The 14379-nt window shown below is 71.7% G+C and carries 14 protein-coding genes; 8 read left to right on the top strand and 6 right to left on the bottom strand.

Translation table 11 applies throughout. The features are described 5' to 3' along the window. Window position 1 precedes the first annotated feature (1 nt). Window positions 2-832, top strand: a complete 831-nt coding sequence (locus tag ACQP2Y_RS01645; RefSeq protein ID WP_433723909.1) for an SWIM zinc finger family protein — start codon at window positions 2-4, stop codon at window positions 830-832. 78 nt (window positions 833-910) lie between these two features. On the opposite strand, the gene ACQP2Y_RS01640 is transcribed toward ACQP2Y_RS01645, so the two are convergent. Then, window positions 911-2518, bottom strand: coding sequence for a beta-1,3-glucanase family protein (locus tag ACQP2Y_RS01640; protein WP_433723907.1), 1608 nt, complete (start codon window positions 2516-2518; stop codon window positions 911-913). A 153-nt stretch (window positions 2519-2671) separates the two neighbouring features. Here ACQP2Y_RS01640 and ACQP2Y_RS01635 point away from each other — a divergent pair, with 153 nt between their 5' ends. Next, the gene (locus tag ACQP2Y_RS01635) at window positions 2672-3634 is read left to right on the top strand and encodes an aldo/keto reductase (protein ID WP_433723905.1); all 963 of its coding nucleotides are present in this window, start codon (window positions 2672-2674) and stop codon (window positions 3632-3634) included. A gap of 2 nt (window positions 3635-3636) precedes the next feature. Further along, window positions 3637-4611 (top strand): alpha-hydroxy acid oxidase, encoded by a 975-nt coding sequence (locus tag ACQP2Y_RS01630; protein ID WP_433723903.1) that lies wholly within the window; start codon window positions 3637-3639, stop codon window positions 4609-4611. Between the two features lie 122 nt (window positions 4612-4733). Here ACQP2Y_RS01630 and ACQP2Y_RS01625 read toward each other — a convergent pair whose 3' ends face one another. The 4 genes from ACQP2Y_RS01625 to ACQP2Y_RS01610 are packed head-to-tail and all read right to left on the bottom strand — an operon-like array spanning window position 4734 to window position 9024. After that, the gene (locus ACQP2Y_RS01625) at window positions 4734-6257 is read right to left on the bottom strand and encodes a hypothetical protein (protein WP_433723901.1); all 1524 of its coding nucleotides are present in this window, start codon (window positions 6255-6257) and stop codon (window positions 4734-4736) included. Between the two features lie 56 nt (window positions 6258-6313). Then, entirely contained in the window at window positions 6314-7165 is an 852-nt protein-coding gene (locus ACQP2Y_RS01620; protein ID WP_360550863.1) for a menaquinone biosynthetic enzyme MqnA/MqnD family protein, read from the bottom strand. Next, window positions 7162-8412, bottom strand: a complete 1251-nt coding sequence (locus ACQP2Y_RS01615) for an MFS transporter (protein WP_433723898.1) — start codon at window positions 8410-8412, stop codon at window positions 7162-7164. Before ACQP2Y_RS01615 ends, ACQP2Y_RS01620 begins: the two co-directional genes overlap by 4 nt. Window positions 8413-8451: 39 nt before the next feature. Then, a complete protein-coding gene (locus ACQP2Y_RS01610) occupies window positions 8452-9024 on the bottom strand; it encodes an ArsR/SmtB family transcription factor (protein ID WP_433723896.1) in 573 nt (190 codons plus the stop codon). Window positions 9025-9273: 249 nt separating this feature from the next. On the opposite strand from ACQP2Y_RS01610, the gene ACQP2Y_RS01605 reads away from it, so the two are divergent. Continuing rightward, complete coding sequence (locus ACQP2Y_RS01605) at window positions 9274-11292, top strand: HelD family protein (protein ID WP_433723894.1); 2019 nt, start codon at window positions 9274-9276, stop codon at window positions 11290-11292. On the opposite strand, the gene ACQP2Y_RS01600 is transcribed toward ACQP2Y_RS01605, so the two are convergent. After that, entirely contained in the window at window positions 11279-11701 is a 423-nt protein-coding gene (locus ACQP2Y_RS01600; RefSeq protein WP_433723892.1) for a GNAT family N-acetyltransferase, read from the bottom strand. The genes ACQP2Y_RS01605 and ACQP2Y_RS01600 overlap by 14 nt on opposite strands. A gap of 72 nt (window positions 11702-11773) precedes the next feature. On the opposite strand from ACQP2Y_RS01600, the gene ACQP2Y_RS01595 reads away from it, so the two are divergent. The 4 genes from ACQP2Y_RS01595 to ACQP2Y_RS01580 are packed head-to-tail and all read left to right on the top strand — an operon-like array spanning window position 11774 to window position 14349. Next, entirely contained in the window at window positions 11774-12409 is a 636-nt protein-coding gene (locus tag ACQP2Y_RS01595; protein WP_433723890.1) for a transporter, read from the top strand. Continuing rightward, window positions 12406-12732: a transcriptional regulator gene (locus ACQP2Y_RS01590; protein WP_433723888.1), complete on the top strand. Its 327-nt coding sequence runs from the start codon at window positions 12406-12408 to the stop codon at window positions 12730-12732. The genes ACQP2Y_RS01595 and ACQP2Y_RS01590 overlap by 4 nt, the downstream gene beginning before the upstream one ends. Then, window positions 12729-13595 carry an ABC transporter ATP-binding protein gene (locus ACQP2Y_RS01585; protein ID WP_433723886.1) on the top strand — a complete coding sequence of 289 codons (867 nt, stop codon included), beginning with the start codon at window positions 12729-12731 and terminating at the stop codon, window positions 13593-13595. Before ACQP2Y_RS01590 ends, ACQP2Y_RS01585 begins: the two co-directional genes overlap by 4 nt. 13 nt (window positions 13596-13608) lie before the next feature. Then, on the top strand, window positions 13609-14349 hold the full coding sequence (locus tag ACQP2Y_RS01580) for an ABC transporter permease (RefSeq protein WP_433723884.1): 741 nt from the start codon (window positions 13609-13611) through the stop codon (window positions 14347-14349). Window positions 14350-14379: the final 30 nt, after the last annotated feature.

Here is a 14379-nt window from a genome sequence, read left to right as displayed (position 1 = left end):
CATGCCCGTGGATCCGCAGGGACGCTGGTTCGACAACACCGGGCCGATCCGGGTGGACGGCGGCCTCGCCGTGCGAGCCAAGCGCGGCAAGATCGGCGAGCAGTGGTGGTCCCGCCGCTTCGTCGACATCCTGGAACGCACCTGCGACCCGGGGCGCCTGGCGCGCGGACGTGCGTACGCCCGCAAGGGCCAGGTCATCGACTTCGAGCTCACCCCCGGCCGGGTCGCGGGACGGGTGCAGGGATCACGCCCGCAGCCGTACGAGGTGACGATCGCCATCCCGGCGTACGACGAAGCACAGTGGACCCGGGTGCTCGCCGCACTGGGATCACAGGCTCTGTATCGCGCGGCGCTGCTCGCCGGCGAGATCCCGCACGAGCTGGTGGACCTGTTCGACGAGCTGGAGCTGCCGCTGTTCCCGTCCACACTGGAGATGAACTGTTCGTGCCCGGACTGGGGCACGCCGTGCAAGCACGTGTCCGCGGTGCTCTACGTGCTGGCCGAGGCGTTCGACGACGACCCGTTCCTGGTGCTGGCGTGGCGGGGACGCGGCCGGGACGCATTGCTGACCGCCCTGCGTGGCCTGCCCGAACCGGTCGAGACCATCGACCCGCTCGCGGTGGAGGAGGTCGAGCTGCAGACGCGCCTGACCGACTTCTACACCCCGGCCATCTCGCTGAGCCGGCTGCGCGAGCGCCCGGGCCGGGTGACGGTGCCGCCGGAGCTGTTGCTGCGGGTGCTGGATGCTCCGCAGATCCGGGTCCGCCACATCCCGCTGGTCGACATCCTCCGCCCGGCCTACCGCGACCTCACCGACCCACCGTCCACATAGTTTTCTGATGGCCGGATACCGCGACGTGACGGCAGACGGGCCTGCGTATGCCGCGCAGGCCCGCCCATCACCGCACCGTCAGCCCTTGTGCCACTTCTGGTTCGCCGAGCCGCCGCAGTCCCAGAGCTGGAGCCGGCCGCCGTCCGCGCCGTTCCAGTCCTTGATGTCCACGCAACGGTTCGCCTGCGGGTTCACCAGGTCGCCCGCGCCCGACAGGACGAACTGCTGGGCCGCCGTACCGTTGCAGGTGTAGAGCTGCACCGGCGTGCCGTTCGCCGTTCCGCCGCCGGCCACGTCCATGCACTTGTTGTTCTGCGCCTGCAGGGCGCCGCCCGCCGACGTCCACTTCTGGGCGTTCGATCCGTTGCAGGTCCACGTCTGCAGCGGCGCGCTGTCGACGAAGTTGGCGCTCGGCACGTCGATGCACTTGCCGTTCCAGTCGCTGATCAGAGCCTGTCCTCCGCCCGCCGGCGGCGGCGTGGTCGGGCCGCCCGCACCGAACGGGGTCAGGATCAGCCCGGCCGCACGCGGGTCGCCGTCGTGCACCAGCGACTCGAAGGCGCCGACGTCGTCGAAGGCGAACGCGTACGCCTTACCATCCGCCATGTTCTGGTGAATGATCTTGGCGTACTGGTTGGTCGGGTTGTTCTGGTAGAACTGCGCCGCGTTGGTGCTCGGCTGGGTGTCGATGGTGCCCAGGGTGCCGCGGTTCAGCGCCGCGCAGAGCGTGCGTGAGATCGGCCCCTTCACCAGGTCGTTCGGTGCGGGCAGGTCACCGTCGCAGCCCCAGACGCTGGCCGACGAGGGCTTGTTGAACGACGCCACCTGCTGGCCCGCGCTGTTCGTGAAGTTCATGACGTTGCCGGAGGTCCGGCCGAAGTACTTGGTGTTCGGCTGGTCACCGAATGGCACCACAGTCAGCGTCTTGCTGGTGTACGCGTTCCAGGCCGACGTGATGTACGAGTCCAGGTAGTTCGCGCTCATCAGCCCGGCTCCGGCGGCCTTGCCCGGCGCCAGCGCCCGCAGCACGGTCCCGTCCGAACGGGTGTAGACCGTGTTCGCCCAGCCGGCCTGCGCCTTGATGCCGTTGATGACGTTGTTACGACCGTTGTTGAGCAGCTCGCCGGTCTTCTTCGTCGCGCCGGAGGATCCGGTCACCGTCACCGCGTGCGGCACTGCGAACATGTCGACCTGCGAGCTGTTGAGCCACAGGCCGGCGTCGTTGTAGGTGAACTCGCTCCAGTCGAACAGGATGTTGTAGTTGGCGTCGCCACTGGCCCACGGCGCGGGCTGCACCAGGCCGTCCGGGGTGAGGAAGAACTTGAGCTTCTCCCCCAGCGAGAAGTAGACCCGACCGGAGAAGCCGCGCGGGAAGTTGATCGTCGTGGCGCCGCCGTTGCCGGGGCCGCCGATCGCCACGTCGGGGGCGGGCGAGGGCGGGAGCGAGCCGGCCGGCCACGGGGTGAAGGCGCCGCCCTGGTTGACGTAGCCGAGGCGGTTCGTGCTCAGGTTGATGCCGATCACGTACAGGTAGACGGCCTCGCCACGGCCGGAGTTGTTGGTGACGGTGACCGGCAGCAGAGCCGGGCCGACCGCTTGGGCCGGCGCGGCCGCCGCCACGGCCGCGAGCGGCACGGTGACGGTGAGCGCGGCCAGCGCGTGCAGAAGTTTTGATCGGATACGCACGATGACTCCTCGGGAGACGGACGGCGCAGGGGATGGGGGACGGCTCCTGAGAGCGCTCTCACAGCATCAAATGGTTAACACTGTGTGTCAATAGACACCAGCTGATGTATTGCCAGATTATTTCGGCAACCTCGTCGGCATAGGCTCGGGATCATGAGTGACATGACCTACCGCCGCCTCGGCACCTCAGGCCTGGTCGTCTCGGTCGTCGGCATCGGCTGCAACAACTTCGGCCGCAAGCTCGACGTCGACGGCACCCGGGCGGTCGTCGACGCGGCGCTCGACGCGGGGATCACGCTGTTCGACACCGCCGACATCTACGGGACCCCGCACGGCAGCTCCGAGGAGTGCCTGGGCGCGGCCTTGAAGGGCCGGCGCGACGAGGTCGTGCTGGCGACCAAGTTCGGCATGGACATGGAAGGCCTCAACGGCGCGGACCACGGCGCCCGCGGCTCCCGGTCGTACATCATCCGGGCGGTCGAGGCCTCACTGCGCCGGCTCGGCACCGACCACATCGACCTGTACCAGATCCACACCCCGGACGAGGCCACCCCGATCGAGGAGACCCTGTCGGCGCTGGACGACCTGGTCCGCAGCGGCAAGGTCCGCTACCTGGGCAACTCCAACTTCGCGGGCTGGCAGATCGCCGACGCGGACTGGACGGCCCGGACCACCGGCCTCACCCCGTTCATCAGTGCGCAAAATCAGTACAGCCTGTTGCACCGCGAGGTCGAGGACGAGGTCGTGCCGGCGTGTGAGCAGTTCGGGCTGGGCCTGCTGCCGTTCTTCCCGCTGGACAGCGGCCTGCTGAGCGGCAAATACCAGCGCGGCACGCCGCCGGCCGAGGGCACCCGGCTGTCCCAGGAGCGGTATCAGCGCTGGCTGGACGGGGCGGACTGGGACACCATCGAGGCGCTGACCGCGTACGGCAAGGAGCGCGGGCACAGCCTGCTCGACGTGGCGATCGCCGGCCTCGCCGCGCAGCCGGCGGTGACCAGCGTGATCGCCGGCGCCACGACCCCGGACCAGGTACGGGCCAACGCCGCCGCCGGGCAATGGCGTCTCACCGCGGACGACGTGGCCGCCCTGGACCGGATCCTGACCCCCGGAGCCTGACGATGCAGGAGGAAGCCGCCCGGGCGATCCTCCCCGCAGCCGTCTACGACTACTACCGGGACGGTATCGGCGCCCAAGTCACCCGGGACGAGGCCGCGGCGGCCTGGCGCGAGTGGCGGTTCGTCCCGCGGCTATTCCGTGATGTCTCCCGGGTCAGCACCGAGGTCGAGCTGTTCGGCGCCCGGCTCGCCGCCCCGGTGCTGGCCGGACCGACCGCGCTGCACACGCTCGCGCATCCCGAGGGTGAGGCGGCGACCGCCCGCGGCGTCGCGGCGGCCGGCTCGTTGCTGGTGCTCAGCGCGCGGGCGGGCCGGCCGCTGGCCGAAATCCCGACGGCTGGGCCCTGGTGGTTCCAGGCCTACGTGCTGCGGGACCGGGACATCACCGAGCAACAGGTACGCGCGGCCGCCGCCGCCGGGGCGGGCGCGATCGTGCTGACCGCCGATGCCCCGTTTGTGCACCCGCGGCCGGTGCCGCAGGCCGGTGCGCTGTCCCCGGCGACCCGGCCGGTGGGCCGGGAGCAGGATCCGGCCCTCGACGCCGGCGCGATCGGCTGGCTGGCGGCGATCTCCGGCCGGCCGGTGCTGGTCAAGGGTGTGCTCGGGGCACGGGACGCGATGACCTGTGTCGACGCGGGCGCTGCCGGGGTGATCGTGTCCAATCACGGCGGCCGGCAGCTGGACCGGGTGGTCGCCACCGCGCGGGCGCTCGGCCCGGTCGTCGAGGCGGTCGCGGGCCGGGTGCCGGTGCTGGTGGACGGCGGCATCCGGGACGGCGGCGACGTGCTGACGGCGCTGGCGCTGGGTGCGCGGGCGGTGCTCATCGGCCGCCCGGTGCTGTGGGCCCTGGCCACCGGCGGCGCGGACGGCGCCCGCGACTGCCTGGATTACTACCGCACCGACCTGGCCCGGACGATGGCGCAAGCCGGCCTACCAGCACTCAGCGACATCGACGCCGACGTGATCACCCGGCCCTGACCAAGCGGCCGAGCCGCAGCGGCCCGGCCCGGCCCGCGGCACCGGCCAAACCGGCTACGACGCACGCCCGCCCGCGGCAAGATCACAGATCGGCCGGCGAGGCCACGCCGCCCAGGGCGGGATCAGACCGGCCGGCGACGGCGAGTCAGCACCAGTGCCATCGCACCCGTCAACACCAGCAGCATCCCCGCACCAGCGATCCGCCCCGCCGGCGCACCCGTAATGGGCAGCCCGCCACCGGACCCACCCGAACCACTGCCCGAGCCGCCGCCCGTGGTCAGCTTGACCTCGATCTTGGCCACGTTGTTGGTCGTCTTCTGGTCCTGCACGCCACCGTCGACCGTGATCGAGCCCTCGTCCTCGTTCTCGCCGTCCTCGATCTTGGCGGTGAACGAGAACAGCTGCTGCTCCCCCTTGGCCAGCGACTTGCTCGCCACGCACAGGTAGTCGTGGCCGCTGACCTGGCCGGGCTTGTCCCAGCTGGGGTCGCCGTCGCCGTTCGGGACGCAGTGCTTGTCCACCTTGGTCAGAGCCAGGCCGGACGGGATGCGCACCTTGGCCGCGTGGATCCACGACGTCGTCCGGCCGAGCACGGTGGCCGGGCCGTCGTTGCGGAAGCCGACCTTCACCGTACGGGTGTCGCCGATCTTGCCCTCGAAGTTGTCGCCGATGGCGACGCTGTCGGCCGGGTTGAGCGGGACCTTCACCTGGAACGAGGTCGCGTTGTCCCATTCGTTGAGCTCGCGCTGACCGGCTGCGAGGCTCTGCGCGGCCGGCACCAGCTGGAGCTTGGCGCCCGGCTTCCTGGCTGCCTTCGTTGCCGCGGCGAGACCGGCTTCGTTGTCGTCGAGGCCCAGGGCCGCCACGCCGGCGGTGTAACTCGCCGGGCCGGGGGCAGCCGCGTCGGCCGCGACGGTGAGCGGGGTCGTCGGCGACATGCCGAACGTGGAGCCCGGGGCGAGGGTCAGGTCGAAGACGCAGACGACGCCGGGCAGCTTCTCGGCCTTGACGCAGTTGCTGTAGTTGTTCGGGTACGAGATGTAGCGCGGCCCGGCCAGCGCGAGGGCGACACCCTCGGCGGCCTTGTCGCCGTTGTTGCGGATCGAGATCGGCAGCACGGCCGACTTGCCCGCGGCCAGCTCGATGTCCGGGATGCGGGCGGTCTCGAGGTCGACGCCGGCCGTTTCGCGCACCACCGTGACGGTGGTCGACTCCTTCCACGCGCCCCCGGCGTCGTGGACCACCAGTCCGATGGCGGCACCGGTCGCGGGCAGCGCGGCGGTGGGCGTCACCGTGAACGAGAAGGCCTTGCGGGCGCCCGGCGCGAGGTCGCCGATCGCGCACCCGGTCGCGGTGCAGCCCGGCGCGGGCTTGAAGCCGAGGCGCGGGTCGATCGCGGTGCCGGTGAGGGCGAAGTCGAGGGTCAGGCCGGTCGCCGCGGTCTCGCCCGCGTTGACGACCTCGAACGGAACGGTCTTGGTGGCGCCGCTCGTGGTGACCACCCGCTCGGGCGCCGAGATCTCGATCGTCGGCCGTTCGGCCGCGGCCTCGGCGCGTGCCGGGGTGGCCGCGCCGACGGCGGTCAGCCCGATCAGGGCAATGGGCAGCGCGAGGCGGATCGCGAGATTGTTCGGTCGTGTGGCCACCGGTCAATGCTCCACTGCGGACCGACTCGGCGCTACCCCCTGTGGAGCAAAGTGGTCTATACCTGGGCGAAGATCGGCCCGTCGGCCGGCAGAGCCGGCGCTTCGCCGCGGGCGGCGGCCCGGCGGGCGAACTCGCGCACCCCGGCCACCTGCCGCTCACCCAGCGAGAAGTCCAGGGCCCGGAAGTACGTGGCCAGCGTCGCAGCGTCGAACGGCTCCCAGCGCGCCGCCGCCTCGGCCACCTCGTCCAGCTCGCCGAGGCACAGATCGCGCGAGCGCTGGAACGCCTCGTGCACCTCTTTGACCACACCTGGGTGGGCGGCAGCGAACTCCTTGCGGACCGCCCAGACGGCGAAGACCATCGGCAGGCCGGTCCACTCCTTCCACGCCTGCGCCAGGTCGATGACCTGAAGGCCGAGCTCCGGGGCCTCGTACATGGCGCGCAGGGCCGGGTCGCCGATCAGCACCGCGGCGTCGGCCTCCAGCAGCATCTGGTTGAGCTCCGGGGGGCAGCGGAAGTATTCGGGCTCGGCGCCGTACTGCTCGGCCAGCAGCATCTGGGCCAGCAGCACGCCGGTCCGCGAGGTCGAGCCGAGCGCGACCGGGCGGCCGTCGAGCTCGGCCGGCGGCCGGGTGGAGACCAGGTTGACCGACAGCACCGGCCCGTCGCTGCCGACCGCGAGGTTGGGCAGCAGCAGCAGGTCGTCGGCGTTGCGCAGATACTCGACCAGGGAGATCGGGCCGATGTCCAGGTCGCCGGCGACCAGGGCGGCGTTGAGCCGGTCCGGGGTGTCCTTGTGCAGGTCGACGTCGAGCAGCGCGCCTGAGCGCATGAGGCCCCAGTAGATCGGCAGACAGTTGAGGAACTGGATGTGGCCTACCCGGGGTCGCCGGACTACGTCGCTCATGGTCCGACGCTATCTCCGGCGGGTTGCGCATGCCGGGGCTCCACCTGCGGCGAGGGACCTATCTCACGTTCGGCCCGGCGGACGACGGGCAGGCAGACGGCGACCGCGACCAGCCCGGCGAGGCCGGCCGCCGCGACCAGCGGCCGTGGCGCGAAGTGGTCGACGAGCGGCCCGCCGACCAGGTAACCCACCATGCCGGCGCCCTGCACGGCGGCGCCCATCGCGGCGAACGCCCGTCCCCGGGCGGCGGCCGGCACCCGTTGGGCCAGGACCACGCTGGTGAAGATGTTGATGCCGCCGTTGCAGATGCCGCCGGCGAACCAGAGCGGCACCAGCAGCAGCGCGTGCCAGACGCCGGCCCCGGCCAGCACGGCGGCGCAGGTGGCCCCGGCCAGCAGGAGCGAGATCCGCACCAGCCGTCCGGGCTGGGTCCAGCGCCGGCCGAGCCGGCCGAACAGCAGGGCGCCGGCCAGCATCCCGGCGGTCCAGGTGCCGCTGATCAGGCCGAACACCGTGGTGGAGGCGCCGAGCGTCGCCCGGATGAAGAAGACCTCGATGACGTTGATGGCGCCCACGCCGGCCACGACGGCCGCGATCGCCCCGACCATCACGGCGACCAACCTGTCGTCGCGCAGCCGCCAGGAGACGGGCACGGCCGCGGCGGGCCGGGCCGCGGGCGATCTCCGGGTACGGATGAGCAGCCCGGCCACCACCAGCGACAGGTACGAGACGGCGTCCAGCAGCAGCGGCACCCGTACGCCGAACTGTCCCACCAGCACCCCGGCCAGCGCGGGAGCGATCAGCATGCCGATCAGTCCCGCCGTCTGGTTGATCCCGCTCGCCTTGGCCAGGTCCTCGCGCCGGACCATCGCCGGCAGCAGCGCCGCGAGGGTGGGCTGGGTGACCGCGAGCCCGCTCGCCAGCACCGCGACCAGCGCAATGATCACCAACGAGTGCTCGGCGAAGGCCAGCGCCGTGCACACCGCGGCCTGCCCGAACCCGGCCACGATCAGCAGCTTGCGGCTGTCCACCCGATCGGCGATCCGGCCGGTCACCGGGGCCAGCACCGCCAGCGGCAGGGCGGCACCGAGCAGCAGCCCCGAGACGGCCACGCCACCGGCCCCGGCCTGCTGCAACGCGAGCGCAAGAGCGGTGGCCGCAAGGAAGTCACCACAGGCACTGACGCCGCGGGCGCCGGCGGCCAGGTAGACGTCACTCCAGCGCGAACCGTCAGATGCGAAGGACATACTTCGAAAATAATCCTTCACATCTGCTCAGCACAAGGGCTACTCCACCGGGAAGACGGCGTAGTGCACAGCGACCGGCCGCGCGTCCGCGGGCGCGTCCGCGATCCGCTCCCGCCGCCGGTACGGCGCCAGCACTTCCTTGACCTGTCGGTTGACCTCGGCCAACTCCTCGGCGTTGAGCAGCAGCATCGGACTCATCAACGCGCTCGCCTCCTGCCAGGTCTTCGGCTCCTCGTGCGCCCGCGCGACCCACTCCCGCAACCGGGCGAAGTCACGGTTCAGATAGACATCGACCAGTGCCCGCTGACTGGCCCGGGTCTCCGGCTCATTCAGGTCACCGTCGACGTTGAGCCCCGAGGTGGTGCTGCGCCAGACCCGTTCCCGGCCGTCCCCGCGGCTCGGCGCCTGCTCGACGAGCCCGTACTTGGCCAGCTCACGCAGGTGATAACTGGTCGCACTGGGCGACAGCCCGACCAGCCCGGCACACTCGGTGGCGGTGACGACCGCGCCGGTGCTGCCGAGATGCTCGATGATCGCGATCCGGGCCGGGTGCGCGAGAGCCCGCATCACCTTCGGGTCGGTGATCCGTGCGGTGGGTTGCCCGTCAGCCATGCCACCCATGATCCCGCCTCACCCGCGGCACCGACGCACCCGGGCGATCAGAGGCCGCCAGGGACGCGGCACGCCGCCGGTCGGCTCGAAGGGGAAAATCGGTGGCTTCGGCCGGCGGGGTTGCGTATCGTGACTGGCCGCTTGACGGCCGCGGTGAGTCGACACCGCAGCGGACGTCTCCGCGCCGGACGACGGCCACCCGTTGCCGGATACGCGAGCGAGCAGCGAGCTACCGCGATAGGAATCAGCGTGCCCGCATCCGAACTCGACAACGAACTCATTTCCGAACGCCGGCACCTCAGCCAGTCCCGCGCCGCGCTGGGGCGGATGCGGGGGCGGGCCGAGTCCCTGTTCGCTTCCGGTGCTGACGTCGCCGGGGACGCCTACAGCGCTGAGACGCTCGGGCGGACCCTGTCGCGCCGGGTGGCCGAGCTGGCCGATGATCCCGACACTCCGCTCTTCTTCGGCAAGCTGGACATCGAGCAGACGGCGTACCACATCGGGCGCCGGCACGTCACCGATGATTCCGGTGAGCCGATGGTGCTGGACTGGCGGGCGCCGCTGTCCCAGTCGTTCTACCGGGCCAGTGTGCGTGATCCGCAGGGGGTCGCCACCCGGCGCCGGTTCGGTTTCGTCAAGGGGGAGCTCACCAGCTTCGAGGACGAGCACCTGGACCGGGGCGAGGAACTGGGCACCAAGAGCCGGATCCTGACCGCCGAGATCGAGCGGCCGCGCGTCGGGCCGATGCGGGACATCGTCGCCACCATCCAGCCCGAGCAGGACGAGCTGGTCCGCGCCGAGCTCGAGGATTCCATCTGTGTGCAGGGCGCGCCCGGCACCGGTAAGACCGCGGTCGGGCTGCACCGGGCCGCGTACCTGCTCTATGTGCACCGGGAGCGGTTGCGTCGCTCCGGGGTGCTGATCGTCGGCCCTAACACCGCGTTCCTGTCCTACATCTCGGCGGTGCTCCCGGCGCTCGGCGAGGTCGAGGTGCAGCAGGCCACGGTCGACGACCTGATCGCCCGGGCACCGGTACGCGGCCACGACGCCGAAGCCACCGCCCTGCTCAAGCACGATCCGCGGCTGGCCGCCGTCCTGCGCAAGGCGTTGTGGAGCCGGCTGGCCAAACCGGTGGAGCCGATCATGGTGTCGGACGGCTCGTACCGCTGGCGGATCGATCCGGGACCGCTGCGTCAGATCGTGGACGAGGCGCGCCGGGAGGAGCTGCCGTACGCGGTCGGCCGGGAGCGGGTCCGGGCCCGGGTCGTCGCGCTGCTGCAACGTCAGTCGGAGTACCGCACCGGGAACTCACCCAACGAGGGCTGGCTGCGCCGGATGGGCAAGATCCCACCGGTACGCGACTTCCTGGACAACGCCTGGCCCGCGCTGACCCCCGAAGGGCTGGTCGTGGCGCTGCTCAGTGACGCCGAGCTGCTGGCCACCGCGGCCGAGGGCATCCTCACCGAGGCGGAGCAGGCGCTGCTGCTCTGGCCGAAGGCGCCGCGCACGGTGAAGGCGGCCAAGTTCAGCGCCGCCGATCTGGTGCTGGTCGACGAGGCCGCCGGGCTGCTGGAGCGTGAGCAGAGCTTCGGGCACGTGGTGGTGGACGAGGCTCAGGACCTGTCGCCGATGCAGGCGCGGGCGATCGCGCGGCGCAGTGAGCACGGCTCGATCACGCTGCTCGGCGACCTGGCGCAGGGCACCGCGCCGTGGGCCGCCGCCAATTGGCGGGACACGTTGCGGCATCTCGGCAAGCCGGACGCCGTGGTGGTGCCGCTGACGGTCGGTTTCCGCGTACCCGCTGTGGTTGTGGCCCTGGCCAACCGCCTGCTGCCGGCGCTCGGGGTGGACGTGCCGGAGGCCGTCTCGCTGCGTCGCGACGGTGATCTTTCCGTCGTCGGCGTGCCGTCGGCGGCCGAGGTGGATGCCGCGATGCTGGTCGAGGTGACCGCGGCGCTGGAGCACGAGGGTTCGGTCGCGGTCATCGCGGCCGACGCGGCGGTGGACCGGCTGCGTGCGCATCTCGCGGCGGCGGGCCTGCCGGCCGCGACGCCGGACGACGTCGACTCCGAGGCGCGCGTCACGGTCGTGCCGGCCACGATCGTCAAGGGCCTGGAGTACGACCATGTGGTCGTCGTGGAACCGGCCCAGATCGTGGCGGCCGAGCCCCGCGGCCTGCACCGGCTCTACGTGGTCCTGACCCGCGCGGTGTCCCGGCTGTCGGTGGTGCACGCCGAGCCGCTGCCCGAACCGCTCAGAGCGGCTTGATCCAGCGGGACCAGTCCGGCTGGCGGTGATAGCCCCGGGCGGCCCAGATGGCGTGGGCACCCGGGTTGTCATCCAGCACCATCGCGTCGATCCGGGTGCCGCCCAGCGCCCGGATGCGGTTCTCCGCCGCCTCGATCAGAGCCCGCCCGATGCCGTTGCGGCGGCGTTGCGGGTCGACCGCGAGGCGGTACAGGTGGCACCGCCAGCCGTCCCAGCCGGCGATGATCGTGCCGACGATCCGGTCCCCCTCGACGGCCACGATGAGCGCGTCCGGGTCCCGCAGGTGCAGCGCCGCCAGGGCACCGGGGGTGTCCGGCGGACGGCTGGCGTTCTCGGCCGCCGTTGCCCAGAACGTCAGCACGGCCCCCAGTTCGCGGGAATCCGCTGCCCGCAGTACGAGATCGCTCACCGCGCGATGCTAAACGAGCGCCCGAGGTTTATGGCACAAAGTTCTTTGACTTTGTGCGGTAAAGTTCTTTGCATGGAAGCCAGAGACGACGAACTCCCCCCGCTGGACCCCGCCGAGTCGCTCCGGCTCATCGCCCGCGAGCAGGCCACCACCGCCCGCCGGCTCACCCCCGACCCCCGCCTGCTGCTCTGGCCGTGGGGTCTGGCCTGGCTGATCGGCTTCGGGGTCTTCTTCCTGCGCTTCGGCCCGGACGAGCGCGTCCTGGTCGACATGCCGGACTGGGTGCCGCTCACCGTCCTGCTCGGGTCGATGATGCTGGCCGGCATCATCACCGGCATCGTCGGCGCCCGGGCCGCCCGGCAGGTCAGCGGACCGTCCTCCCGGCAGGGCGCCATGTACGGCTTCACCTGGTCGGTCGCCTTCATCGGGATGGCGACCCTGTTCAGCCGGATCAGTGACCTGCTGCCCGTGCCGGAGGCCAACCTGCTCTGGGCCGGCGCGATGGTTGCCCTCACCGGCGCCCTGCACATGGCCGGTGGTGCTGTCTGGAACGACCGGCTGCTGTTCGTCCTCGGTCTCTCGATCAGCGTCGTCAACGTCGTCGGCATCATCATCGGGGCGGGCTGGCACGCCCTGATCGTCGCGGTGCTCGGCGGCGGCGGGATGCTGCTCGCGGGCCTCGTGTCCTGGCTGCGGATGGCCCGATGACCGGCGGCCTGCCCGAACTCGACCCGGTGATCCACGCCCAGGCCCGGTTGCGGGTCGTCGCGGCGCTCTCCCCGCTGGGCCCCGGCGACCGGATCGCCTTCCCGCGGCTGCAGGACATCCTGCGGATGACCGCCGGCAACCTCTCCGTGCACCTGCGCAAGCTCGAGGACGCGGGCTACGTCGAGGTCACCAAGACCCACCAGGGCCGGACGCCCACGACGCTGGTCCGCCTCACCGGGCGCGGCCGGGTCGCCTTCGAGGACTACACCGTGGCGCTGCACGCGCTGCTCAACGGCACCGCCAACCTGCAGGAGGAGTTGTGATCCTCGCCCGCGCCCTCGGTGTCAGCCGCCGCTACGGCGACGTGCTCGCCCTCGACCGCATCGACCTCGACGTGCCCGCCGGTGAGCTCGTCGGCCTGCTCGGGCCCAACGGCGCCGGCAAGAGCACCCTGGTCAGCCTCCTCACCGGGGTGCGCCGGCCCACCTCGGGCACGGTGGAGCTGTGCGGCGGCGACCCGCGCGACCCGGCGAGCCGGCGGGCGCTGGGCGTGACCCCGCAGGAGACCGGGCTGCCCGGCGCGCTGCGCGTCGGTGAGGTCGTCGACTTCCTCCGCGCGCACTTCCCCGACCCGCTGGGCCGGGCCGAGCTGCTCGACCGGTTCGGGCTGACCGACCTGGCCAAGCGGCAGACCGGCGGCCTGTCCGGCGGGCAGAAACGGCGGGTCGCGGTGGCGCTGGCCTTCGTGGGCCGGCCCCGGATCGTGTTCCTCGACGAGCCGACCACCGGGCTGGACGTGGAGGCCCGGCACAGCCTGTGGGACGGCATCCGGGCGTTCCACGCCGACGGCGGCACGGTCGTGCTGACCAGTCACTACCTGGAGGAGATCGAGGCCCTGGCCCGGCGGGTGGTGGTGATCGGGGGCGGCCGGGTGCTGGCCGACGACACCGTCGCGGCGGTACGCGGCCTCGTCGCCATCCGCCGGGTCAGCCTGACTGTGCCCGTACCGCTGCCGGAGCTGCCCGGGGTGGTCGGCACCGAACGCGACGGCGACCGCACCCACCTGCTCACCGGCGACGCCGACCGGCTGGTCCGCGACCTCGTCGCCCGCGACGTGCCCTTCACCGAGCTGGAGGTACGCCCCACGTCGCTGGAAGAAGCGTTCCTCACCCTCACCTCGGCCTGAACCGGAGGTTCGGATGACATCCCTCGCCCTGACCCACGCCCGTTTCCAGCTCATCGAGACGTTCCGGATCCCGATGGCGCTCATCGGCAGCGCGTTCTTCCCGGCCGCCTCGATGATTTTCTTCGTGGTGCCGTTCGTCGGCGACGACCCGGTGTACGCCACCTACGCGACCGCGTCGATGGTCACCTTCGTGGTCATGACCAGCAATCTCTTCCAGTACGGCATCGGCGTCGCGGAGGACCGGGCCCAGCCCTGGGACCCGTACTCGCGGACCCTGCCGGCCGGCGCCGCACCGCGCTTCGCCGGCCGCATCCTGGCCGGGCTGGTGCTGATGGGCGCCTCGCTGGTGCCGGTCGTGGTCATCGCGGCGGTGGCGACCGAGGCGACGATCACCCTGACCGGTTTCCTCACGGCGGTGGCCGTGGTGGCCGTGATCGCGGTGCCGTTCACGCTGATGGGGCTGGCCATCGGGTACTCGCTGCCGGCTAAGGGCGCGATCGTGCTGGCCCAGGTGCTGTTCTTCCCGCTGGCGTTCGGCGGTGGCCTGATGACCGCGCCCGGCAGCGCGCCGGGGTTCGTCGAGACCATCGCTCCGTACCTGCCCACCGGGGCAGCGGTGCGGCTGATGTGGGCGGCAGTCGGCGACTTCCCGGTGCAGTGGGCATCGATAGCGGCCTTGATCGCTTGGACAGCCGCCCTGGCTGGGGTGGCCGTATGGGCCTATCGACGCGACGAAGGTCGGCGGTTCAGTTGAACTTCCGACTGAGCGGCCCCGTACCTCGCA

It is taken from the genome of Actinoplanes sp. CA-051413, from assembly GCF_050955795.1.
Lineage (GTDB): Bacteria > Actinomycetota > Actinomycetes > Mycobacteriales > Micromonosporaceae > Actinoplanes.
The sequence above is the reverse complement of the archived record's forward strand: the minus strand, read 5'-3'. Positions and strand labels throughout refer to the sequence as shown.